General features: G+C 73.2%; 21 protein-coding genes and 1 pseudogene. 9 read left to right on the top strand and 13 right to left on the bottom strand.

Translation table 11 applies throughout. The features are described 5' to 3' along the window. The first annotated feature begins 108 nt into the window (after nt 1-108). Nucleotides 109-1,041 (top strand): VOC family protein, encoded by a 933-nt coding sequence (locus ACFRMQ_RS06920; protein WP_380727753.1) that lies wholly within the window; start codon nt 109-111, stop codon nt 1,039-1,041. 307 nt (nt 1,042-1,348) lie between these two features. On the opposite strand, the gene ACFRMQ_RS06915 is transcribed toward ACFRMQ_RS06920, so the two are convergent. Next, complete coding sequence (locus ACFRMQ_RS06915; protein WP_380727751.1) at nt 1,349-2,194, bottom strand: helix-turn-helix domain-containing protein; 846 nt, start codon at nt 2,192-2,194, stop codon at nt 1,349-1,351. A gap of 532 nt (nt 2,195-2,726) precedes the next feature. Here ACFRMQ_RS06915 and ACFRMQ_RS06910 point away from each other — a divergent pair. Beyond that, nucleotides 2,727-3,179 (top strand): SsgA family sporulation/cell division regulator, encoded by a 453-nt coding sequence (locus ACFRMQ_RS06910; protein WP_380727749.1) that lies wholly within the window; start codon nt 2,727-2,729, stop codon nt 3,177-3,179. 42 nt (nt 3,180-3,221) lie between these two features. On the opposite strand, the gene ACFRMQ_RS06905 is transcribed toward ACFRMQ_RS06910, so the two are convergent. Both ACFRMQ_RS06905 and rpe read right to left on the bottom strand, forming a co-directional pair. Beyond that, complete coding sequence (locus ACFRMQ_RS06905; protein WP_380727747.1) at nt 3,222-4,181, bottom strand: pirin family protein; 960 nt, start codon at nt 4,179-4,181, stop codon at nt 3,222-3,224. A gap of 168 nt (nt 4,182-4,349) precedes the next feature. Beyond that, nucleotides 4,350-5,033, bottom strand: a complete 684-nt coding sequence (gene rpe / locus ACFRMQ_RS06900; protein WP_380727745.1) for a ribulose-phosphate 3-epimerase — start codon at nt 5,031-5,033, stop codon at nt 4,350-4,352. Nucleotides 5,034-5,318: 285 nt separating this feature from the next. Here rpe and ACFRMQ_RS06895 point away from each other — a divergent pair, with 285 nt between their 5' ends. Further along, the gene (locus ACFRMQ_RS06895) at nt 5,319-6,170 is read left to right on the top strand and encodes a hypothetical protein (protein WP_380727743.1); all 852 of its coding nucleotides are present in this window, start codon (nt 5,319-5,321) and stop codon (nt 6,168-6,170) included. Nucleotides 6,171-6,225: 55 nt separating this feature from the next. On the opposite strand, the gene ACFRMQ_RS06890 is transcribed toward ACFRMQ_RS06895, so the two are convergent. The 4 genes from ACFRMQ_RS06890 to ACFRMQ_RS06875 all read right to left on the bottom strand — a co-directional run bounded on the left by ACFRMQ_RS06890 (nt 6,226) and on the right by ACFRMQ_RS06875 (nt 10,029). After that, nucleotides 6,226-6,894, bottom strand: a complete 669-nt coding sequence (locus ACFRMQ_RS06890; RefSeq protein ID WP_380727741.1) for a C39 family peptidase — start codon at nt 6,892-6,894, stop codon at nt 6,226-6,228. Nucleotides 6,895-7,169: 275 nt separating this feature from the next. After that, complete coding sequence (locus ACFRMQ_RS06885; RefSeq protein WP_380727739.1) at nt 7,170-8,156, bottom strand: aldo/keto reductase; 987 nt, start codon at nt 8,154-8,156, stop codon at nt 7,170-7,172. A gap of 71 nt (nt 8,157-8,227) precedes the next feature. Then, nucleotides 8,228-9,058 (bottom strand): ABC transporter permease, encoded by an 831-nt coding sequence (locus tag ACFRMQ_RS06880; RefSeq protein ID WP_380727737.1) that lies wholly within the window; start codon nt 9,056-9,058, stop codon nt 8,228-8,230. Then, nucleotides 9,058-10,029, bottom strand: coding sequence for an ATP-binding cassette domain-containing protein (locus ACFRMQ_RS06875; protein ID WP_380727735.1), 972 nt, complete (start codon nt 10,027-10,029; stop codon nt 9,058-9,060). Before ACFRMQ_RS06875 ends, ACFRMQ_RS06880 begins: the two co-directional genes overlap by 1 nt. Nucleotides 10,030-10,133: 104 nt before the next feature. Between ACFRMQ_RS06875 and ACFRMQ_RS06870 the strand changes: the two genes are divergently transcribed. Next, nucleotides 10,134-10,898, top strand: a complete 765-nt coding sequence (locus ACFRMQ_RS06870) for a TetR/AcrR family transcriptional regulator (protein ID WP_380727733.1) — start codon at nt 10,134-10,136, stop codon at nt 10,896-10,898. A 43-nt stretch (nt 10,899-10,941) separates the two neighbouring features. Here the strand turns inward: ACFRMQ_RS06870 and ACFRMQ_RS06865 are convergent, their stop codons facing one another. Beyond that, nucleotides 10,942-12,330: a pyridoxal-phosphate dependent enzyme gene (locus ACFRMQ_RS06865; RefSeq protein WP_380727757.1), complete on the bottom strand. Its 1,389-nt coding sequence runs from the start codon at nt 12,328-12,330 to the stop codon at nt 10,942-10,944. A gap of 263 nt (nt 12,331-12,593) precedes the next feature. On the opposite strand from ACFRMQ_RS06865, the gene ACFRMQ_RS06860 reads away from it, so the two are divergent. Next, nucleotides 12,594-13,106 (top strand): hypothetical protein, encoded by a 513-nt coding sequence (locus tag ACFRMQ_RS06860; protein ID WP_380727731.1) that lies wholly within the window; start codon nt 12,594-12,596, stop codon nt 13,104-13,106. Nucleotides 13,107-13,290: 184 nt separating this feature from the next. Here the strand turns inward: ACFRMQ_RS06860 and ACFRMQ_RS06855 are convergent, their stop codons facing one another. Both ACFRMQ_RS06855 and ACFRMQ_RS06850 read right to left on the bottom strand, forming a co-directional pair. Further along, nucleotides 13,291-14,022: a hypothetical protein gene (locus ACFRMQ_RS06855; RefSeq protein WP_380727729.1), complete on the bottom strand. Its 732-nt coding sequence runs from the start codon at nt 14,020-14,022 to the stop codon at nt 13,291-13,293. Nucleotides 14,023-14,034: 12 nt separating this feature from the next. Then, a complete protein-coding gene (locus tag ACFRMQ_RS06850) occupies nt 14,035-14,481 on the bottom strand; it encodes an ATP-binding protein (RefSeq protein ID WP_380727727.1) in 447 nt (148 codons plus the stop codon). Between the two features lie 176 nt (nt 14,482-14,657). On the opposite strand from ACFRMQ_RS06850, the gene ACFRMQ_RS06845 reads away from it, so the two are divergent. The 3 genes from ACFRMQ_RS06845 to ACFRMQ_RS06835 all read left to right on the top strand — a co-directional run bounded on the left by ACFRMQ_RS06845 (nt 14,658) and on the right by ACFRMQ_RS06835 (nt 16,873). Then, nucleotides 14,658-15,518, top strand: coding sequence for a helix-turn-helix domain-containing protein (locus tag ACFRMQ_RS06845; RefSeq protein WP_380727725.1), 861 nt, complete (start codon nt 14,658-14,660; stop codon nt 15,516-15,518). Continuing rightward, nucleotides 15,515-15,748, top strand: coding sequence for a DUF397 domain-containing protein (locus ACFRMQ_RS06840; protein ID WP_380727723.1), 234 nt, complete (start codon nt 15,515-15,517; stop codon nt 15,746-15,748). The genes ACFRMQ_RS06845 and ACFRMQ_RS06840 overlap by 4 nt, the downstream gene beginning before the upstream one ends. 123 nt (nt 15,749-15,871) lie before the next feature. Further along, entirely contained in the window at nt 15,872-16,873 is a 1,002-nt protein-coding gene (locus ACFRMQ_RS06835) for a threonine/serine dehydratase (protein WP_380727721.1), read from the top strand. A gap of 154 nt (nt 16,874-17,027) precedes the next feature. On the opposite strand, the gene ACFRMQ_RS06830 is transcribed toward ACFRMQ_RS06835, so the two are convergent. After that, nucleotides 17,028-18,020 (bottom strand): Lrp/AsnC family transcriptional regulator, encoded by a 993-nt coding sequence (locus ACFRMQ_RS06830; RefSeq protein WP_380727719.1) that lies wholly within the window; start codon nt 18,018-18,020, stop codon nt 17,028-17,030. A 216-nt stretch (nt 18,021-18,236) separates the two neighbouring features. Here ACFRMQ_RS06830 and ACFRMQ_RS06825 point away from each other — a divergent pair, with 216 nt between their 5' ends. After that, nucleotides 18,237-19,820: an MFS transporter gene (locus ACFRMQ_RS06825; RefSeq protein ID WP_380727755.1), complete on the top strand. Its 1,584-nt coding sequence runs from the start codon at nt 18,237-18,239 to the stop codon at nt 19,818-19,820. A gap of 231 nt (nt 19,821-20,051) precedes the next feature. Here the strand turns inward: ACFRMQ_RS06825 and ACFRMQ_RS06820 are convergent. Together ACFRMQ_RS06820 and ACFRMQ_RS06815 are read right to left on the bottom strand one after the other, a co-directional pair. Beyond that, nucleotides 20,052-20,768: pseudogene (locus ACFRMQ_RS06820) on the bottom strand (VWA domain-containing protein); the annotation flags it as partial. A 99-nt stretch (nt 20,769-20,867) separates the two neighbouring features. Then, entirely contained in the window at nt 20,868-21,446 is a 579-nt protein-coding gene (locus tag ACFRMQ_RS06815; RefSeq protein WP_380727717.1) for a hypothetical protein, read from the bottom strand. Between the last annotated feature and the right edge of the window lie 135 nt (nt 21,447-21,581).

Genomic DNA, 21,581 nt, shown 5'->3' with positions numbered 1-21,581 from the left:
GCCCGAGGCCCAGCCCCCGGCCCGGCCCGCGACGGCGGTACCGACCGCTCCGGCTCCGGCGACCGTTCGATCGGATGCCGGTCACGCACCACGACCAGGAGGTTCCCCGTGAAGCTTCGTCCGGCCCGCCGCATCGTCCCGCTGATGGCGGCACTCGCCGTCGTGACAGCGGTCCCCGTCGCCACAGCGGCCCCGGTCGAGCAGGGAAACCAAGGTCAACCGCCGGTCAGGCACGGCCGGTTCGCCGTCGACCCGCGGTACGACGCCACCCACGTCTACGTCGAGCCCGGCACCGAGCAGGCCTTCGTCGGCAGCTGGACGGCCACCTTCGGCGGCACCGCGACCGCGCCGGTGTCCGGCCAGGTGACCCCGACGACCAGCCGAACGACCACCCAGGTGGTGTCGTCCCCGGTCGGCCCGCTGTCGGTGTTCGACTACACCACGCCCGTCCCGTACCCCTTCGGCACCGAGCGCACCGGCTGGCGGGTGACCGACCTCGACGAGGCGGTCGAGGCGGCCCGCGCCGACGGCGCCGCCGTCACGGTGGCGCCATTCGCCGACCCGATCGGCCGGGACGCCGTCGTCCAGTTCCCCGGCGGGATCAGCACCCAGCTCTACCAGCTCACCGCCCCGACCGACTCCCCGCCACTGGCCAGCGTGCCGGAGAACCGGCTCTATCTGCCCCCGGACTCGGTCGGCGCGTTCCTGCGCAGCTACCTCTCCTTCACCCAGGGCCGGATCGTCTCGGACGACCGGAAGGCCGACGGCGCCGCCATCGGCCGGCCCGGCACGACGTACCGGCTCATCCGCCTCACCTCCGGGTTCGGCGCCACCACGGTCGCGGTGACGGACGGCCACCTGCCCCACCCGTTCGGGCGGGAGCTCACCGGCTACGGCGTGCCGGACCTCGGCGCCACCCTGGAGCGGGCGAAGGCCGCCGGCGCCGAGGTGCTGTCGGGACCGGTCCGCGCGGGCGGCCGGGACAGCGCGGTGGTGCGGTTCCCCGGCGGCTACATCGCGGAGATCCACACCGACCGCTGACCGGTGTGACGGCAGCCGCCTTCGGCCGGCCGGACCGTCGACGCCCGCGAGGACGTCGGTCAGGTAGGCGGCGTCGTGGGCGAGCCCCCGCGGCGGGTTCGCGACGGCGACCACGGTCAGGCCGCGACTGTGGAGTTCGGCGATGACGCCGACCCAGCCGGCCGCGCCGGATCAGCCGTCGTGGACGAGCACGACGGCGGGTCTGACGGCAGGTCTGACGGTGGGCCTGGAGGAGGACATGGCGGACTGTCGAACGACACCGGACGGCGCTGCACGGACAGGGGCGTCGAGAGGAGGGAGGAGGGCGTCAGGAGACCGGGCCGCGGCCGTCGCCCTGCGCCGCGTACGCCTGCCACTCGCGGGGCGAGACCCCGTAGGTGTCGCGGAACGCCCGGCTGAAGTGGGAGTGGCTGACGAAGCCCCACCGGTGCGCGACCGCCGAGACGCTGGTCTGCCTGCGCGAGGGACGCTCCAACTCCCGTCGGCAGGCGTCCAGTCGGCGCTGCCGCACGAACTGGCCCACGGTCGTCCCGTCCTGCTGGAACAGCTTGTGCAGGTACCGCACCGAGATGTGCTGGGAGCGGGCGATCGCCTCGGGCGCCAGGTCCGGATCGGCGAGGTTCTCCTCGATGTGCGCGCGTATCCGCGCCAGCAGCTCCGCCGAACCGCTCGGCTGCTCCGGCCCCTCCCGCTCCAGCAGTTCGGTCACCAGCACCGCGACGATGTCGGCGACGCTGCGCGCGAGGTGGTTGCCCGGCCGGGCCCGGTGCGCCCGGGCCTGGGCGGCGAGCGTCCGCAGGAACTGGGAGGCGAGCGAGCCGACGCCCTCGTCCCCCCGCGCCAGCAGCCCGCCGGCGCGCCGGACGTCACCGGGCCGCACCCCCAGGTAGAAGCAGGGGACCCGGAAACGGAGCGTCCGGCACTGCGCGTCCTGCAACAGGCCCGCCGGGTGCGGGGTGGTGTCGATCAGCAGGTCACCGGGCGCCAACGCGGTGCTGGCGCCGTGGCGCCGCACGGAGGCCGCGCCCCGCAGGTGCAGGACGACGTAGAGGCAGTCCTCCGGATCGGCCCCGGGCGGCGGGGACAGGATGTCGACGCAGCCACCGCCGCCGGGGGCGGCCTGGCCGAACTGGTGGTACTCGGTTTCGGGCATGGGGGAGGGTCCCGACGGGATCACGGAAGGCTCCGACCGGTTCGAGGGTTCAGTACAGGTGCTGGGGGGGGACCGCCTGCCGGCGGTGGCCGAGGGATGAGCGGCAGCTCGTAGCCACGATTCTCGCCGCGCCCCGAGCCCGGCGACCACCGACCGAGGTAGGGATTGCCCGACGGAGCTTCATCGCTCTGTAGCAACCGACCGGCCCCGGCGGCAGGTCCCCCGGCAGGAGGCGGTGGGTCCCACCACCCGGACCTGGCCGTGGAGGACCCAGGGCGTGCGCGCGGTGCGCGGATCATCATGCGGAGATGCACGGCCGGAACATCCGCGTCGGTACGGTCTTCTAGCGTGGAGGACGGCGCCGCCTCCCCCTGTTCCCCGGCAGTTCCCAGGACGTGGGGCGAGCGCGTCGCGCCGCCGACGGCACCGGTGCCCCGCCCGTGCGAACCCGAGCGGCCCCTCCCCTACCCGCCCCGTGCACGCCGTGCACCCCGGCACCGGCTCCCGCCCCGACACCGCTCAGGAGAACCCCATGCCCGCCCACTCCGTCTCCAGCCCCCAGCCCCACCCCGAGGCCACCGGCACCGACATCGCGCTCCAGGCCGGGCTCGTCCTCGGCGAGCACGAGAGCGTCGACGTCCCGGTCCGCCTCGGCTACCGCAGCGACGACCCGCTCGCCGTCGCCCTCGAGTTCCTCGGCCCCGCGTCCGACGCGGGCGTCTGGCAGTTCTCCCGCGACCTCCTGTGGGAGGGGCTGCACCGGCCCACCGGCCTCGGCGACGTCCGCGTCTGGCCGCCCTGCACCTGCCACGGCCGCGCGTCCCTGCGCATCATGCTCCGCGGCTGCGACAGCGTGGTGCTGGTCGACCTCCCCGCCCGCCAGGTCCGCCGCTGGCTCCGCCGGGAGAGCTTCGCCCTGGTCCCCCGGGGCACCGAGGCCACCCGCATCGACTGGACCGCCGAACTGGACGGCCTCACCACCTGACACCGGAGCCCCGCCGACACCCCGCCCCGTCCCCGTCCCCGCTCACCGCACCCGCCCCCGCGCCTTCAGCGGGATGTCGGGCAGCTCCGGCGCCGGCAGCCGTTCGCCCGCGTAGCCGTGGACCTCGCCGAAGCGGTCGCCGGTCATCCAGTCGGCCCGGGCCCGGGCGATGTCCTCCGTCGAGCGCCCGATGAAGTTCCACCACATGACGATCTTCTCGTCGAAGGGCTCGCCGCCCAGGAGGAGGACGGCGGCGTCGGTGTGGGCGCGGAGGGGGAGTTCGGGGCGTCCGCAGCCGAGGTAGAGCAGGGAGCCGGGCTCGACCGGGGCGCCGTCGACGTCGACGCGGCCGGACATGGCGAGGACGGCGTACTCGAAGTCGGGGACGAGCGGGAGGCGGAGGCCGGCGCCCTCGGTGAGGGCGAGGTCGGCGCCGACCAGCGGGGTGTGGGTGGTCCCGGGCGAGGTGGCCGTGTCGAGGGTGCCGAGGATGACGGTGGCGCGCAGGCCCGGGGCGGTGACCACGGGCAGGTCGGGGTGGTGCTCGAAGGCCGGGGCGAGGTGCCGGCTGGCGTCCGGGAGGGCGACCCAGAGCTGGGCGCCGTGCAGGTGGCGGGCGTGCGGGCGCGGGGACTCCTCGGAGTGCGAGATCGCCCGGCCGGAGGTCATCAGGCCCAGCTCGTACGGCCGGACGGTCTGGAGGCTGCCGAGGCTGTCGCGGTGCAGCACCTCGCCCTGGTGGAGCCAGCTGACCGTCTGGAGGCCCATGTGCGGGTGCGGCGGGACCTGCATGCCGGGCTGGTCGGCGATGTCGTCGGGGCCGTAGTGGTCCACGAAGCACCAGGCGCCGACCATCCGGCGCCCGAGGCTGGGGAGCAGTCGGCGGACCATCGTGCTCTCGCCCAGCCGAACTTGACGGGCCGTCAGTAGATCCCGGACCGGGCCGGCGCTGGCCTCGCGGCCGCAGCTGGTCGGGGTCGGCTTGAGGTCGAGGTTGCTCATCGCGGTTCCACCACCGAACGGAGAGGGGCCGGGCGGAGTCCTCCGGGGACATCGTCACCACGCGGCCGGCGAGCCGCCCCCGAGGAGGACGCCGTCACCGATCATCCGGCACGGCACGGTGTTCCTCCACCCGTGCCCGGCCATCCGGCGGTCCCGCCGTCGGGGGACTCAGTGCCCGCAGGCCCACCAGGCGTCCGCCGTCGCCTTCTCGGCCAGCCCGCGCAGGTTGCGGACCGCCTCGGCCGGGTCCTCGGCCCCGTACACCGCCGAGCCGGCCACGAACACGTCCGCGCCCGCCTCCGCGCAGCGCTCGATCGTGCTCGCCGCGACGCCGCCGTCCACCTGGAGCCACAGCTCCAGGTCGTGCTTGGCGATCAGCTCCCGGGTGCGGCGGATCTTCGGCAGCATGATGTCCAGGAACGCCTGGCCGCCGAAGCCGGGCTCGACGGTCATGATCAGCAGCATGTCGAGCTCGGGGAGCAGGTCCTCGTACGGCTCGATCGGGGTGCCCGGCTTGAGGGCCATCGAGGCGCGGGCGCCCTTGGCCCGGATCTCGCGGGCGAGCCGGACGGGCGCGGCGGCGGCCTCGACGTGGAAGGTGACCGAGCCGGCGCCGGCCTCGACGTACTGCGGGGCCCAGCGGTCCGGGTCCTCGATCATCAGGTGGCAGTCGAGCGGGATGTCGGTGGCCCGGGCGAGCGACTCGACCACCGGGACGCCGAGGGTCAGGTTGGGCACGAAGTGGTTGTCCATGACGTCCACGTGCAGCCAGTCGGAACCCCGGACGGCCTCGGCCTCGTCGGCGAGCCGGGCGAAGTCCGCGGACAGGATGCTGGGGTTGATCTGGGCCATGACCGACTACCTTCGTACGAGGGCTTGCGAGGGCTGGGCACCCCCGGAGCGGGCACCTCGTCCCATCATCCCGTGCCGCGCCCCGCCGCCCGCACCCGACGGGCGTCCGTGTGACCGCCATCACACTCCTATCCGGGATTACCTGGGCCGCCGCCGTGGTCATCAGCTGGTGAGCGGTCCACGCACCCCCGCCGGAGGGCCACCGGCCGCCGCCGGGCCTGCCGGGCCGTCCCGACCAGCCGAGCTCCCGCCCCGCCGGGAGCTCCGTCCGAGGAAGGTCCCCCGATGGCCGATCTCGTCCATCCCGCCCGCGCCCTGTGGTGGCTCTTCGAGCCGGTGCACGCCGTCACCTACTTCCAGCCCGAGGCCCGCGCCACCTTCGAGGAGGCCGGTCTGCACGGCCGGCTGCACGGCTACTTCGGCACCCGCGCGGCCCCGCTCGGCGCGGTGGACGCGACGCCGGTGACCGCCGCGTTCTTCAACTTCGCCCCGGCGATGGTCGAGCGCGCCCTGCCGGAGGTGTGGAACCACGCGAGCCCGGAGGAGGCGCTGACCGCCCGGCTGAAGGCCTCGGCGACGGTCCTGGGGCAACGGCTGGAGCACGTGGACCGGGCCCAGGTCGAACTGGTCGCCGAGACCCTGGAGCAGGCCGCCACCCGGCTGGACTGCGCCGGCCGGGTGCTGGCCGCCGCCAACGCCGCGCTCCCCCGCCCCAGCGGCCTGTACGAGCGGCTCTGGCAGGCCGCCACCGTGATGCGCGAGCACCGCGGCGACGGCCACGTGGCCGCTCTGGTGACGGCCGGGCTGGACGGCTGCGAGGCGCTGGTGATCCGCTGCGCGATGGACCTGCGGCGCGAGGACCTCCAGCCGCTGCGCGGCTGGACGGACGCCGAGTGGGAGGCCGCGGCCGAGCGCCTGGTCGAGCGCGGCTGGCTGACCGCCGAGGGGACGGTCACCGAACTCGGCCGGATCGGCCACCAGTCGCTGGAGGCCGCCACCGACCTGGCCGCGGCCCGGGTCTGGGAGGACTACCCGCGTGCCGAACTCGACCGGCTGGCGGCGGCGTTGAAGCCGATCTCGGCGCTCTGTCGCGGTCAGCTGCCGCTCAACCCGTTGGGGCTGCCGGACAACCAGTGACCGGCGGCCGGTGACCGGCGGCCGACAGCCGGTCACCGGTTCCCGGTCAGCGACGTCAGGCGGCCTTCGGCGGGCCGAGGACGATCCCCCGCCCGGCGTAGAACCGCCCGAACGACCGCCACGGCACGCGCGCGAAGGCCTGCGACTCCCCGGGGAACCCGGACGGGTTGTGGATCAGCAGCGCCGTGTCCGTGGCGCCCACCGCCAGCACCAGGTGCCCGCCGCGCCGCGCCGGCTCCGGCCCGTACGGGTCCCGGATCGACGGGTGCACCGACACCATCACCAGCCGCCCGCCGGCCACCTCCGCCGACACCTCCTCGGGCGCCAACTCCCGTGCCCGCGCGGCCAGTCCCCAGCGCCGCCCGACGTACTCGGCGAACGGCGCGTGGATCAGCCCGCGCAGGCCGTCGCCGTCCCGCCGGTACGCCCCGGCCGCCTCGCACTCGGCCGCGAGCGTCATCGCCGCCGGGGTCACGCCCCACCAGTGCTCCAGCGCCATCCGCAGGCAGGCCACCCCGCACAGCCGCCAGGACCACCACGCGTAGTCGTCCGGGGTGGCCGCGCCGGACTGCCCCCAGCGCGGGTCCTCGGCGGCGTCCAGCCGCCCCTCGACGATCTCCCGCACCAGCTCCGCCGACTCCCACTGCGCGCGGTACGGCACCTCGTGCACGACCCGCACCGGCCGCGCCGGCGCCTCCGGCCGCGCCCCGCCCTGATCCACCATCCTCCGAAACTCTCACGGCGGGGGCGACCGGACAACTCACGGCACCCGCTGAGCGGCCGTGCTCAGGCCCCGGCCCGCGGCTCTCCGTAGCGTGGTCACGCCGGACACGCGGCACGCCCAGCGGGCCGAGCGCGTCGAGAGCGTCGAGAGCGTCGAGGGCGTCGAGGGCGTCGAGGGCGTCGAGGGCGTCGAGGGCGTCGAGGGCGTCGAGGGCGTCGAGGGCGTCGAGGGCGGCCTCGTCCTGCGTGAGCGAGGCGCCGGTGGGCGCGGTCCGGCTACCAGGCGTAGTCCTCCGGGGCGGGCCGGTGGCCCGGGAAGAGCTCGTCGAGGCGGTCGAGGGTCTCCTGGTCGAGCTGGACGTCGAGCGCCCCGATGGCGGCGTCGAGCTGGGCCGCGGTGCGGGGGCCGATGATGGGCGCGGTGACGGCCGGGCGGGAGAGCAGCCAGGCGAGGGCCAGGCCCGCCGGGTCGGTGCCGATCTCGTCGGCGAAGTCCTCGTAGGCCTGGATGCGGTCGCGGTGCTCGGCGAGGAGCTCGTTCGCGTAGCCGAGCGCGCTGCGGCCGAGGGTGCCCTCGCGCTCCTTGCGCAGGACGCCGCCGAGCAGGCCGCCGCGCAGCGGGGACCACGGGATCAGCCCGAGGCCGTAGCCCTGGAGGGCGGGGATGACCTCCAGTTCGACGGCGCGGTCGAGCAGGTTGTAGAGGGACTGCTCGCTGACCAGGCCGAGGAAGTGCCGGGAGCGGGCGGCCTCCTGGGCCTGGGCGATGTGCCAGCCGGCGAAGTTGCTGGAGCCCACGTAGAGGATCTTGCCCTGGGCCACCAGGACCTCCATCGCCTGCCAGATCTCCTCCCAGGGCGTGGCCCGGTCGATGTGGTGCATCTGGTAGAGGTCGATGTGGTCGGCACGGAGGCGGCGCAGGCTGGCCTCGACGCCCTTGCGGATGGCGAGCGCGGAGAGCTTGCCCTCGTTGGGCCAGTCGCTCATGTCGGCGTAGACCTTGGTGGCGAGGACGGTGCGCTCGCGGCGGCCGCCGCCCTGGGCGAACCAGCGGCCGATGATCTCCTCGGTGCGGCCCTTGAGGTTACCCTCGCCGTCGCGGCCGTACGCGTTGGCGGTGTCGAAGAAGTTGATGCCGCGCTCGTGGGCGGTGTCCATCAGGCGGTGGGCCTCGGACTCCTCGGTGTGGCGGCCGAAGTTCATGGTGCCGAGGCAGAGGCGGGAGACGGTCAGGCCGGTACGGCCGAGGTGGGTGCACTCCATGGCGAACCACCTTCGGCCGCGCCGGCCCCGGTGTCCAGCACATTCCGCCGAACGCCGCCGAACGCCGCCGATCACCGCCCGTGGGTGGCGAACTTCCGCACGGCGAGCGGCACGCAGGCCGCGAGCAGGGCGGCGCTCCAGAGCAGTGCGACGAGGGTGGCGTGCCGCATCGGCCAGGCGGAACCGGCCGCCGAGGGGTTGCCGAACAGCTCCCGGCAGGCCTGGACGACGGCGCTGATCGGGTTCCAGTCGGCGAGGAAGCGCAGCCAGCCGGGCATCCCGCCGGTGGGCACGTAGGCGTTGGTGACCATCGCCAGCGGGAAGACCGCGACGGACAGCTGTCCGGCCGCCTCCTCCTTCCCCACGGCCAGGCCGAGCAGGGTGCCGACCCAGGTCATCACGAAGCGGAAGAGCAGCAGCAGGGCGAACGCCCCCGCCGCGTCGGCGAGTCCGTTCCGGGCTCGCCAGCCGGCCCCGAGGCCGACCAGGGCCAGCAGGGCCAGGACGACCACGCTGACCAGCAGGTCGGCGAGGGTCTGTCCGAGCAGCAGTCCGGTGCGGGAGACCGGCATCGAGCGCAGCCGGTCGGTGACTCCGCGCCCGACGTCGCGGGCGGCGCCGACCATGGTGGGCATGACGCCGTTGGTGGCGACCATGGCGAACATGCCGGGCATCAGGAACTCCCGGTAGTCGCCGCCGCCCGGTACCTGGATGGCACTGCCGAAGACGTATCCGAAGACCACCACCATCACCACCGGAACGCCCAGCGAGGCGGCCAACAGGCCGGGTGAGTGGCGGTAGTTGAGCAGGACGCGGAGCATCGACGTCCCGGTGTCGGAGACCAGGCGGGCCGCGGCGGTCGGCCGCGGGGCGGGGCGGGTGGCGTGGAGGACGGTGGCCATCAGGCGGCCTTCCCTTCGGTGAGCGCGAGGAAGACGTCGTCCAGTGAGGGCGACCGCACCCCGACGTCCTGTGCGACGACCCCGGCGCCGTCCAACTCCCTCACCAGCGCGGGCAGCAGGACGGATGCCCCGGGCGACGTCAGCACCGTGACGGTCCGCTCGGCGACGTCCACCTGGACGTCGCCACCAGTGATCGAGGACAACACCACGGCGGTGGCGGCGAGTTGCCCGGGGTCGGCCAGGGTGACGGAGACCTGGCTGCCGATCGCCGCCTTGAGCGTGGCCGGCGGTCCGGTGGCGATGGCGGCGCCGTGGTCGACCACCACGATGTCGTCGGCGAGCCGGTCGGCCTCCTCCAGGTACTGGGTGGTGAGCAGCACGGTGGTGCCGCCGTGCGCCAGCTCCTTGACGGTGTCCCAGATCGCCTGGCGGCTGCGCGGGTCGAGCCCGGTGGTGGGCTCGTCCAGGAAGAGCACCGACGGGCTGGTGACCAGGCTGGCGACGAGGTCCAGGCGCCTGCGCGTGCCGCCGGAGTAGGTGCGGACCAGTCGGTCCGCGGTCTCGGCGAGGTCGAAGCGGGTGAGCAGTTCGTCGGCGCGTTCCCGGGCCCGGCGGGCGCCGAGCCGGTGCAGCCGGCCGAGCAGGCGGAGGTTGTCACGGCCGGTGATGCCCTCGTCGACGGCGGCGTGCTGCCCGGCGAGGCCGATGGCGCGCCGGACGCCCTCGGCGTCGCGGACGACGTCGCGGCCGGCGACCCGGGCGGTGCCGCGGTCGGGGGCGACCAGGGTGGCGAGGACGCGGACGGCGGTGGTCTTGCCGGCGCCGTTTGGGCCGAGCAGGCCGCAGACGGTGCCGGCCGGGACGGTGAGGTCGAGGCCGCGCAGGGCCTCGGTGGCGCCGAAGCGTTTCCGCACGCCCGCCATCTCGATGGCGGGCGCCGCGCCGGCGGCGGGTCGGGCGGTGTCGGACATGGCTCTGCCCTTCTCTAGGTACAGCGTACGTAGAAGCGCGCTCGGGCGCCATCGTAATACGTACGGCGTACGTATCTAAGATGGGCGGGCGAGGTGATCTTCCAGTGCCGTCCAGCAAGCCCCCCACCGGCCCCGACCGGCCGCAGCAGCCCGGCAGGCCCACACCCCCCGAGGCCCCCGAGCCGATCTGGCTGCGCCCCGAGCGCACCGGCCGCGGCCCGCGCCCGGCCCACAGCCGCGACTCCATCGCCGCGGCCGCCATCGCGATCGCCGACGCCGAGGGCCTGGACGCCGCCTCCATGCGCCGGGTCGCGGCGGCACTCGGCGCGGGCACCATGTCGCTCTACAACTACGTGCCGAAGAAGGAGCACCTGCTCGACCTGATGCTCGACGCGGCCACCGGCGAGTACCGCCTGCCGTCCGAGCCGAGCGGCGACGTGCGGGCCGACCTCACCGCCCTCGCCCACCAGCAGCTCGCCATCCTCCGCCGCCACCCCTGGCTGCCCGCGCTGGTGCTGGCCCGTCCGAGCCTCGGCCCCAACGCCCTGCGCTACACCGACCACTTCCTCGCCGTCACCGCCCCCACCGGGCTCGGCGGCGGGGCCCGGATGGAGGCGATGGCACTGTTCAACGGCTTCATCTGCCAGTTCGCCCAGTACGAGCAGACGGCCGCGGCGGGCGCCAAGTGGCAGGCGGAGCTGGTCGGTTACCTCGGCCAGGCGGCGGCCGGCGGCGAATTCCCGCACCTGGCACAGGCGTTCGCCACCGCCGGACCGCCCGCCGATCCGGACCGGACCTTCGACCGCACCCTCGGCCGGGTGATCTCCGCCATCCTGGCGCCCGCGGAAGACGACCGGGCCGTCTCATGATTCGCGCGCCCGGCGGGAATCGCGAGACACGGCCGGGCACTGCCTAGCCCAGCGCCTCCCGGCCCAGCACCCCGGCCACCCGGCCGTCCACCAGCACCAGCACCGCCGCACGCCGCTCCCCCAGCGCCGCCCGCGCCTCGGCCGGCGACTGCCCGACGCCGACTGTCGGCAGCGCCGGCCCGAGCAGGCCGCCCAGCGGGTCGTCCAGCCGGTCACCGGGCTTGGCCGCGCCGTCCGCGAGCGCCGCCGCCAGCACCTCCCGGGACACCGAGCCGGCCACCTCGGTCGCGGCCACCCCGAACGGGCGCGCCGCCCGCGCCAGGGCGGCCGGGGCGAGGCCGCCCGGCGCACCGCGCAGCAGTTCCAGGGCCTCGCCGACGGTGGCGTCGGCCCCGACCGTCACCAGCGGGCCTGCGGTGTCGAGCAGCGGCCGGAGCGTGTCGTCCCCCTCCTCCAGGAAGCCCCACTCCCGCATCCACGCGTCGCTGTGCACCTTGGACAGGTAGGAGCGGCCCGAGTCCGGCAGCACGACCACGACCAGGTCGTCCGGCCCGAGCGTGCGCGCCACCCGCAGGGCCGCCGCGACGGCTGTGCCGGAGGACGGACCGGCCAGCAGGCCCTCCTCCCGGGAGAGCCGGCGGGCGGTCAGCAGCGACTCGCGGTCCGGGACGCTCTCGTAGGAGTCGATCAGCTCCGACCGCAGCGCCTGCGGCCAGCGGTCCTCGGCGGTGCCGGGGTGAAGGTAGTGCCCGATGCTCTCCACGTACCAGGGGCTGCCGTCGCCGCCCCCGTAGGACGAGGCCTCCGGGTCGGCGCCGACCACGGTCACCGCGCCGCCGGACACCTCCTTCAGGTAGCCGCCGGTGCCGGTGATGGTCCCGCCGGTGCCGACCCCCGCGACGAAGTGGGTCACCCGGCCGCGGGTCTGCTCCCAGATCTCGGGGCCGGTCGTCCGGACATGGGCATCGGGATTGGCCAGGTTGTCGTACTGGTTGGCGAGCCAGGCGCCCGGGATCTCCTCGACCAGGCGTTCGCACACCTTGAAGAGGTGCCGCGGATCCTCCTGCGGCACCGCGGTCGGGGCGAGCACCACCTCGGCCCCGTACGCCCGCAGGATGTCCGCCTTCTCCGCCGACGACTTGTCGGCGACTCCGGCGATCACCCGGTAACCACGCTGCCGCCCGACGATCGCCAGGCCGATGCCGGTGTTCCCCGACGTCGCCTCGACGATCGTCCCGCCGGGCTTCAGCAGCCCGTCCCGCTCGGCGGCGAGGACCATGCCGAGCGCGGCGCGGTCCTTGACGCTGCCACCGATGTTGAGGAACTCGGCCTTGGCGTAGATCGGCGCGGGCAGCCCGGCGCCGAGCCGGGCGAGACGGATCAGCGGCGTCCCGCCGATCGCGTCGAGGACGGATTCGTGCACTGCGGTCATCATCGGCCCTTTCACTGGCGTTCCGCTCCAGCCTGCCCAGCCCCAAGGGCCGCTAGACCGTGGGACACCACTCCTCACCTGGTCGAAACAATGTCCCCCGCAGGACCGGCCGGACACTCTGCGCCGCCGCGCTGTCCTCCATCCCTGGATTCTCATCAACCAGCCTACTGGCCAACCTGGTTGGGAGTGCTTGCGCTCGGATCCCTCCCCCCTAGCATGTACATGCACCACGGCATCGTTCCTCCCGTCGGAAGGAGCACTACATGCACGTGCAATCACGCAGGGGCGGCGTTCTGCGGCGCGCCCTGATCAAGGCCGCCGTGATCGGTACAGCCGTCACGGCCGCGCTGAGCCTGACCGCCACCGAGGCCGGTGCGACCGGGGACCTGACGGACGTCTCGGCCGCGAGCTTCACCCTGAACCAGACGGACTGGTTCCCCGGGTATGGGTCGACTGACAACGGATACACGCTCTCGTTCCAGTACGACGGCAACCTGGTGCTCTACAACGGCTCCGGCACGCCACTCTGGGCCAGCGGCACCAACAACAGGGGTGTCACTCGCCTCGTCTGGTCCTACCTCGGCTATGTCGCGCTGAAGGACGGCAACGGCAACAACGTCTGCACCCTGGGCTCACTCAACCGAGCCCCGAACGGCGACGCCCGGCTACAGGACGACGGCAACTTCGTCTTCTACAAGGCCAACGGCGGCCCCGCCAGCTGGGCCACCAACACCAACGGCGGCCAGCAGGGCAACCGCAACTACTGCTTCGGCTGACCGTCTCTCGGCATGACCTTCGGCCGGGGATCGAGGAATCGATCCCCGGCCTCTTCATGCGCGTGGAGGCTGTGGGGCGCGCAGCAGCACCTTCACGCCCCATGACTTCGCCGCGCTCCGATGCGTGCACCGACACCCCACCCGGTCACCCCTTCGACGGTCGTGCGCGGAGAGTAACTGATGGTCAGATCAGCGGGCCGAAACAGCCCCGACCCCAGCGCCCCAGCCAGGAGGCCGTGGCGGACGGCAGCTCCTCGTCCTCCGTGGACTCGTCGTACGGGAGCAGCACGGTCGGCGCGAACCAGCCCTCGCCCGGGTCGACGCGGATGCGCAGGACACTGACCTGCCGCCGCGCGGCCAGGTACGACCAGAAGTCGCCGGTCTGCGGGCGGCGCGCCTCGAAGCGCTCGTGGACGACCTTGCACATGGACGTGATGGCAGTGGTCACGAGCAGGAGGTGACGGCTGCCGGGGCCCAGGTTGACGCAGAACCGGCGAGGAGCGTCACGACAGTCGGCGAACGAGAGGTTCTGGCGGTTGTCGACGTGCAGGCCGGGGCGCAGGCCGCTCTCCGGCAGGAAGTGGGTGACCGGCTCGCCGGGCGGGTCGTAGGTCGCGGCGAGCGGAACCGGGGCTGGATCGCCCAACTCACCGACCAGGGCGGCGAGTGCGGACGGGTTGGTGACGACGGCGGGGAGCCGGAAGAACTCCACCAGGCCGCTGTCCTGGGTGAAGATGTTCGGGGCGTACCGCATGGGGAGGTCGTCGGACAGCGGGGCCCAGTCGCCGGCCGGGAGGACGGCCCCCGACTCGTAGCCGGGCTCGCCGTGGACGCGCCGGACGCCGCCGATCTCGCAGCGGTCCAGGAGGGCCGCCGGGTCGCGGTGGGCGATGGCGGCGGGGTGCAGGTCGGGCATGGGGGCCTCGGATCAATCGGCGTTATCGGTGGGGGTGTTGTCGGCCGGGTCGAGCAGGACGCGGACCCAGACCCGCTTGCCGCCGTCGCAGCGGCCGGTGACACCGGAGTCGAAGGCGAGATGGCGGACGAGTTCGAGCCCCCGGCCGCCTTCGCCGAAGCGGTGCGGCCGGGGCCGGCGGACGGAGAGGTCGCCGCGCGGGTCCCAGACTTCGAGGCGGCAGTCGCCGTCGAACTCCTGGAGGTAGAGCCGGATTTCGCCGTGGCCCTGGCAGGCGTGGACCACCGCGTTGGTGACGAGCTCCGAGGCGATCAGGACGAGGTCGTCGACGGGATCGCCGCTCCAGTTCCAGGAGTTCAGCTGCTCGCGGATCAGACGGCGGGCGGTGCGGACCGAGGTCGAGTGCTCGGTGAGGACGGTCTCCCAGGTTCGGAGGACCGGGTTACGCAAGGTGGACATGAGTCACCCCACACCTTCAGTGGCGTGTTCGTGCGGTCACAGTGAGTGTGGGGCAAGCGAAATCGAATTTGCAACCCGAACTTGCACAAGAAAAAAATAAATTAGTTGATCTTGTGGTTCGCTTGAGCCCTCGCGGCACAGCCAGCGAGACTGGGGTGGACCAAGGGAGAGACGTGTTGAGTAAGGACCCGTCAGCGATCAGGCAGATCCGCCTCGGAGACGAGCTCCGAGCGTGGCGGATCGAGAACAACAAGACGCTCGCCGAGGTAACCGCCGGCCTGAAGGGCTGGAACCCAGCTCGACTCAGCAAGATCGAACGAGCACTCCTGCCGGTGACAGCGTCCGACTTGGCCGTCTACCTGGATCACTGCGGGATCGCGGGCCCCGAGCGAGCCGAGATCGAGTCCTTCGCCACTGACAGCCCTTCGAGGCACTGGTGGCAAGACCACGACTTCGCCGACACCATCAGTTCGGCGTTCGCCGAGTTCCTCAGCCTCGAAGCTGATGCCACTCAGATGCTTGAGTACTACTTGTCCGGCTTCCCTGGCTTGCTACAGACAGAGGACTACGCACGCGAGACCATTGCTGGTGGCCTCGACGGCCTCAGCGAAGACCAGAATGAGGCTGCTGCGGAGGTCCGCATACTTCGCCAGCGCAGGCTCACCGAAGCACCGCTCCTTAAGCTCGATGCCTACTTCGGTGAAGTGGCTCTCCTGGTTGGCGGCGACAAGGAGATCCTCGCTGGTCAGATCCGCCACGTCATAGAGGTGGCCCAGTACTCGAATGTCACCGTTCGCATGGTCCCGCTCAGCGCCGGACGACAGGGGATTCTGGCATCCGGGCTCACACTTCTCCGCTTCCCTGGAGAGCCAGGTGAGAGCTTCACGTTCATCGAGGCACTCGGAGGTATGCTCCCGCGTAAATCGGGACGCGACGTACGGCGAGCCGAGCGGGCCTTCGCCCGGCTGAAGCGATGCGCGCTCTCGCCAGACGCAACCGTTGCTCACCTTGAACGCAAGTTGGAAGAGATCACGTGATCGAGAAGCACGACCCATACGTCCACGACCCTGCCGACGCCGAGTGGGTCAAGTCCCCCTTCTCTGCCGATTCCAACGGCAGTTGCGTGGTCGTCGCGCGCTTCGACAACGGCGACGTCTGGGTCGGCGACGACAAGAACCCCGACCGCCCCCACCTCGCCTTCGACCACGCCGAATGGACCGCCTTCATCCAGGCCGTCGAAGCCCGCGACCCCCGCTTCACCGCCTGACCGTCCGACCGCTCTACCGGCGACCCGCGCCGCCTCTCGATGCCCTGGCCTGCCCCCGGCCTGGGCATCGCGGATCAGCCGTCTCATCGCCTGGTCGTGACCTCTCCCCCAAGGAGCGCCAAGTTGCACCAGCTCACGTACGGCGACATCAAAGCCGCCGCCGACCGGATATCCGGACACATCCGCCCGGTCTCCCTCACCCCGGTCGACCGGGGCGCGATCCGGACCGCCCACCGCGACCCCCTGGACGACACCCCCGACCAGCCCTGCGAGGTGTGGTTCGCCCTGGAGTTCATGCAGCACACCGGCAGCTTCAAGGCGCGCGGCGCGCAGAACTTCCTCCAGGCCCACCGCGAGGCCGCCACCCTCCCCGACGCCGGGGTGACCATCGCCTCGGGCGGCAACGCCGGTCTGGCATGCGCCTGGGCCGCCCGACAACAGGGCGTCCGCGCCACGGTCTTCCTCCCCGCCACCGCTCCGGAGGTGAAGGTGGCCAAGCTTCGGGGCTACGGTGCCGATGTCCGCCTCATCGGCACGGAGTACGCCGAAGCCCTCGCGGCCTGCGAGGAGTTCGCGGCCGCCAGCGGCGCGCTCGCCTCCCACGCCTACGACCATCCGCTCATCGCCGCCGGGGCGGGGACCCTCCTGGACGAGATCCACCAGCGGATTCCCGGGCTGGACACGGTGGTGGTCGCGGTCGGCGGGGGTGGCCTGTTCGCCGGCGTCGCGACCGCCGCCCGGCACCACGGCATCCGCACCGTCGCCGTCGAACCCGAGAACTCCCGCGCGCTGAACGCCGCTCTCGAAGCGGGCCGCCCGGTCGACGTGCCCGTGAGCTCGGTGGCCGCCGATTCCCTCGGCGCCCGCCGCGTCTCCGCCACGGCCCTCGACGTCGCTCGGCAGGAGGACGTGCGCTCGGTCCTGGTCCCGGACACGGAGATCATCCGGGCCCGCCGTACTCTCTGGGACCACCGCCGCATCGCCGTCGAGCACGGCGCGGCCACCGCCCTCGCGGGCCTGCTCGCCGCCGACCACGGCTACCGGCCGGGCCACGGCGAGAAGGTCTGCGTGGTGCTCTGCGGCGCCAACACGGACCCTGGCGACCTGGTCGGGCCCGCCGAATAGCCCAGCCCCCGGAGTAGGAAGTCGGCCGAGCCGACTTCCTACTCCGCCACCCGACCTCTGACCGGGAAGTCGGCCCGGCCTGGCCCGGAGGCCCCCGCCCCGCGGCTGCTCCACAGTCGCACCGCCCCCGGAATCCGGGCGGGCGCGCGCCGGGTCAGGCGATGGCCTGGGGGACGAGCCGGCCATGGTGGATGAGGGAGGCGGACTGCTTGAGGCGGCGTTCCCGGATGCTGATCTCGTAGCCGTTGATGCCCTCGACGTGGGCGAGCCGGTCGCTGAGGTAGCGGTAGAGGTCCGGGGTGTCCCGGCAGATGACGACGACCATCAGGTTGTGGCGCCCGCTGATCGCACCGGCGAAGGCGCACTCGGTGTGGGCGGCGACCTCCTCTCCGATCCGGTGCAGCCGGGACAGGCCCACCTGGAGCCACAGGGTCGCGTTGACCTCGTAGCCGAAGCGCTCGGGCAGCACGTCGATGTCGTAGGTGAGGGACCCGGCGGCCTCCAGGGCCTCCAGCCGCCGGGCGACACGGGGTTTGGACCAGCCGGTGAGCTCGGCGAGGCGGGTGTGGGTGGCCCGGCCGTCCTCCGCCAGCGCGTCGATCAGGGGGGTGTCCTCATCGGCGGCGGGCAGGACCGGGCCTTCGGGAGCCGGGCGGTCCGACGTCAGCCGGAGCACCTGGTCCGGGGTGAGGGAGCCCTCGCGTCCGGTCCAGCCCGCGGTGCCGGGGGTGCCGAAACCGTGCAGCACCAGGTCGAGGCTCACGTCCAGGACCGCGCCCGCCCGGGGGAGGTGGCGCAGCAGCAGGTCATCACGGGAGATGTCCGCGGGGGAACGGATGACGCAGATGATCTCCGACCCGCCGGAGGCGACGGTGGTGTAGGCGACCTCGGGCCTGCGGGCGAGGGAACCCGCCAGCGGGCCCGTGGCGTCCGGCCGGCAGCGCAGCCGGGCGATCCACTCGGCCTGACCGTGGACGGCCGGGTTGCCCGTCCCGACGACCCGCAGCACGCCGCTGCGGCACAAGGCGTTGTACCGGCGCGCCACGGTCTGTTCGGACACGTCGAGGACCTCGCCGAGCCGCCGGAAGGAGACCCGGGGCGCACATCGGAGGGCGTGGATGATTTTGCGGTCCAGGTCGTCGGGCATGAGGAAATGATGCCACCGAGGCGATCCGACGTAGAGGTTTGAATACGCCCGGCCGGATCGCCTGCGGGATTTCGGCCCGCAGGGTGGAGGCTGGTCGGCGCTCCCACAGCACCGTCGGCGCCCCGCGCGGGGCGCCTCCACCCCATCCGAAGGAACGACTCCGTGAACTCCGCAACCACGCCGGAACCCCGGGCCGGGCGAGCCGCCACGCTCGTCATGGCCTGCCTGGGCGTCTTCGTGGCCTACCTGCCCGTCACCACCGTGTCGGTGAGCCTCCCGGCGATCCAACGCGCGCTGGGCGCGTCCACCTCCCAACTGTCCTGGGTGTCCGACGCGTTCGTGCTGCCGATGGCCGCGCTGATCCTGACCACCGGCGTCTGGGGCGACGTGCACGGCCGCAAGCAGGTCTTCCAGGCCGGAATGGCGTTCTGCGCGCTGGGCGCCGCCGTGTCGCTGATGTCCGACTCGGTGGAGACGCTGTGGATCGGGCAGGCCGCCTCCGGCATCGGCGCGGCCGCTCTGCTGCCCACCACGCTGGCGCTGATCAGCCACGCCGTCCCCGACCACCGCGAGCGGGGCAGGTTCATCAGCATCTGGGCGATGTCCATGCTGGCCTCGCTGGCCGCGGGCCCGCTGATCGCCGGTGTGCTGCTGGAGCACGTCGCGTGGCGCTGGATCTTCCTGCTGCCGGTCCCGGTCGCCGCGGCCGTGCTGGTCGCCGCCGCGTTCCGGCTGCCCGACTCGCGCGCCCCGCACGGCCGCCGGCTCGACTGGCCCGGTCAGATCACCGCCGCCGTCGCGGTCACCGCGCTCGTGTACGGCGTCATCGAGGGCGGCGCGGAGGGCTTCGGCAGGCCCGCCGTGATCATCGCGCTGGCGCTCGGCGCGGCCGGCGCCGTCGCGTTCGTCCTGGTCGAACTCCGCAGCTCCGCCCCGATGCTGGACCCGGCGCTGTTCCGCAGCCCCGCGTTCACCGCGACCGCGCTGGTCGCCATGGTCAGCTTCCTCGGTCTGATCGGGTTCTTCTTCGTGCTCAGCCTGTACTTCGGCATGGTTCAGCACCTGAGCACGATGCAGGCGGCACTGCGGATGGTGCTGGTGGCCGGGACGTCACTGGTCGCGAGCATCCCGGTCGGCCGTCTGATGCACCGGGTGTCGCCGCGGGTGCTGATCACCTCCGGGCTGGTGGCGGTCGCGGCGTCGATGCTCTCGATGACCGGGCTCGACGCCCACACCTCCTACCCCGCCCTGGCCTGGCGGATGGTGCTGCTCGGCCTCGGCATGGGCGCGGTCCTCACCCCGATGACCGCCTCCGCGGTCTCCTCCGTCCCCTTCCACCTGGCCGGAATGGCCGCGGCCGGCAACAACGCCATCCGCCAGGTCGGCGGCGCCCTCGGCCCCGCCGTGCTCGGAGCACTGCTCACCACCCGCGCCCTGCACGCGCTCCCCGGGCACCTCGCGGACGCCGGAGTGCCGGCCGCCCTCGGCGACGGGATCGTCCGCACCGCCCGTGAGCAGGGGCTCGGCGCCGTCGCGGCGCTCGATCTCGGCCCCGCCACCGGTCAGGCCCTCGGCGCGCTGGGCGGCTCCTTCCTGGACGGCATGCGGCTGTGCCTGCTGGTCTCCGCCTCACTCGCGCTGTTGGCCGCCCTCGCCTGCGCGGTGCTGCTGCGCCCGGCCGCCCGCACGTCGCCGGTCGTCTCCGGTACTGCTCCGGTCGTCTCCGGCACGGTCCCGGTCGACGCCCGCACGTCGCCGGTCGACACGGCGTCGCGGCGGGAGTTCGACCACAGCTCGTGAACCCCGCCGCCCCCTGACGGGCCGCCCGCGCCGGGCTCACGCCCCCCGCTTGCCGAACCACGAGGCCAGGGCCGCCTTGAGCCCCCGGCGCTGCGGCTGCTTCGTGACCGGCGCGGCCGGAGCGGCCGGAGCGAGCGAGGCCGGAGCGAGCGCGGCCGGAGCGAGCGAGGCCCGAGCATCCGCGCCGGGCGCGGCGGCCGGAGCGGGTACCGACACCCGCGCCCCCGGGCCCGGAGGCGTGATGCCCTGGGCCCGGATGGCGGCCAGCCACGCCGGAAGGTCCGCGAGCAGCAGGTCGTACAGTTCGTCGTCGGAGACCGTCCGGGGGTCGCGTCCCAGGTGGACGAAGGCCGCGTTGTCGACGGGCCGCTTCTGCGGGACGGCCAGGCCGGCGAGCTTGCGCAGGAACTCGAACTGACGGCTGTCCGGGTCGCCGAAGCCGACGAACTGCCAGAAGATCGGCAGCTTCGCCGCCTCGCACAGGCGGGCCTCCGCCGCGGCCTTGCTGATCGGCCCGCCGTCCGTCTGGAACACGACGAAGGCCGGGTCCGTGGCGCCGCTCGCGAGGTAGTGCCGGACCACCGCGTCCATCGCCAGGTGGTAGCTGGTCTTGCCCATGTGGCCGAGGCCCGCGACGATCCGGTCGATCCAGCCCTCGTGGTGCTCCAGCTCGATCTCCTCCTGGGCATCCACCTCGGTGGAGAAGAAGACGACCGGCACGCTCCCGTCGTCGTCCAGGTGGGCGGACAGGCCCAGGACCCGGTCGGCGAGCGCCTGGACGCTGCCGTCCTTGTAGTAGGCCCGCATCGAGCCGGAGTAGTCGACCACCAGGTACACCGCCAGCCGCCGGCCGCTCAGCCCGCGCCGCTCCACCGAGGCGCCGGCCTTCTTGTAGAGGCTCACCAGCGCGGGTGCGCTCTGCTCGACCTTGCTCAGACTGACGGCCATGGGTCACTCCCTCGCTCACCGCGCACGTGATCGTCCATGCGCTCCGGACACTGTGCGCGGCGGACCGGGGCTGCGGCAAACCTTCGCGCGCCGGAGCCGTCACATGCCACTCGGGTACGGCGACAGCCACTCGGCGTGCCGCTCCTTCAGCCGGTCGCGTTCCTCGGCCGTGGTCAGGTAGACGTCCGCGCCGCCGTCGTACGGGTGGTACAGCCGCCGCAGGCCGGGGCCGGCGATGATCACACCGCCCTCGATGTCGTCGGCGACCCGGCGCAGCAGCCGGTCCAGGCCGCCCCACCGCCACTGCCGCCGTTCCACGAACACGTGGCAGTAGAAGCTGAGCTCCGGAACGGTGTCATCGGCTCGGAGCCAGGTCCGCCAGCGCCTCGCGTCCCGGTTCATCCGGGGCGCGCTCGACCGGTCTGACCACCTCGGGACCATGACGTACACCTCGGAGCCTGCGAACAGCTCGTCCAGCACGGTGTTGTGACGTTCCAGGACGATCGCGTACTCGCTCTCGTCGTCGGGGTAGCGCTTGGACTCCGGCAGGCTGTGGAAGCGCACCCAGACGTCCCGGTCACCTCGGCCGAGCTCCCATCCGATGGGCTCCGTCCCGGGCCACCGGCGCTCCCAGAGCGCCGTCAGTGCCGTCAGTTCCCCGCGATCCCCGCGATCCACGTGATCTCCTCCGCTTCGGCGGGCGAGTCTGCCACACCCGCCCCACCCGCCCCGACCCGGCGAAATCCACTCGTCACGGCCGCCCGGCTCCCGTAGCGTGGTTCGGTCGATCTTGAGAGCGGAACAGGGCAGAAC

It is taken from the genome of Kitasatospora sp. NPDC056783 (assembly GCF_042789895.1).
Taxonomy (GTDB): Bacteria; Actinomycetota; Actinomycetes; order Streptomycetales; family Streptomycetaceae; genus Kitasatospora.
This window is presented reverse-complemented; position numbering and strand designations above follow the sequence as displayed.

Bases quoted from the DNA above. Each gene is read 5' to 3' on its own strand.
- ACFRMQ_RS06855 (WP_380727729.1), bottom strand. From the start codon at position 14,022: ATGCCCGACCTGCACCCCGCCGCCATCGCCCACCGCGACCCGGCGGCC.
- ACFRMQ_RS06865 (WP_380727757.1), bottom strand. From the start codon at position 12,330: ATGACCGCAGTGCACGAATCCGTCCTCGACGCGATCGGCGGGACGCCG.
- ACFRMQ_RS06890 (WP_380727741.1), bottom strand. From the start codon at position 6,894: ATGGTGGATCAGGGCGGGGCGCGGCCGGAGGCGCCGGCGCGGCCGGTG.
- ACFRMQ_RS06895 (WP_380727743.1), top strand. From the start codon at position 5,319: ATGGCCGATCTCGTCCATCCCGCCCGCGCCCTGTGGTGGCTCTTCGAG.
- ACFRMQ_RS06905 (WP_380727747.1), bottom strand. From the start codon at position 4,181: ATGAGCAACCTCGACCTCAAGCCGACCCCGACCAGCTGCGGCCGCGAG.
- ACFRMQ_RS06830 (WP_380727719.1), bottom strand. From the start codon at position 18,020: ATGCCCGACGACCTGGACCGCAAAATCATCCACGCCCTCCGATGTGCG.
- ACFRMQ_RS06915 (WP_380727751.1), bottom strand. From the start codon at position 2,194: ATGCCCGAAACCGAGTACCACCAGTTCGGCCAGGCCGCCCCCGGCGGC.
- ACFRMQ_RS06880 (WP_380727737.1), bottom strand. From the start codon at position 9,058: ATGGCCACCGTCCTCCACGCCACCCGCCCCGCCCCGCGGCCGACCGCC.
- ACFRMQ_RS06875 (WP_380727735.1), bottom strand. From the start codon at position 10,029: ATGTCCGACACCGCCCGACCCGCCGCCGGCGCGGCGCCCGCCATCGAG.
- ACFRMQ_RS06910 (WP_380727749.1), top strand. From the start codon at position 2,727: ATGCCCGCCCACTCCGTCTCCAGCCCCCAGCCCCACCCCGAGGCCACC.
- ACFRMQ_RS06885 (WP_380727739.1), bottom strand. From the start codon at position 8,156: ATGGAGTGCACCCACCTCGGCCGTACCGGCCTGACCGTCTCCCGCCTC.
- ACFRMQ_RS06850 (WP_380727727.1), bottom strand. From the start codon at position 14,481: ATGTCCACCTTGCGTAACCCGGTCCTCCGAACCTGGGAGACCGTCCTC.
- ACFRMQ_RS06860 (WP_380727731.1), top strand. From the start codon at position 12,594: ATGCACGTGCAATCACGCAGGGGCGGCGTTCTGCGGCGCGCCCTGATC.
- rpe (WP_380727745.1), bottom strand. From the start codon at position 5,033: ATGGCCCAGATCAACCCCAGCATCCTGTCCGCGGACTTCGCCCGGCTC.
- ACFRMQ_RS06825 (WP_380727755.1), top strand. From the start codon at position 18,237: ATGGCCTGCCTGGGCGTCTTCGTGGCCTACCTGCCCGTCACCACCGTG.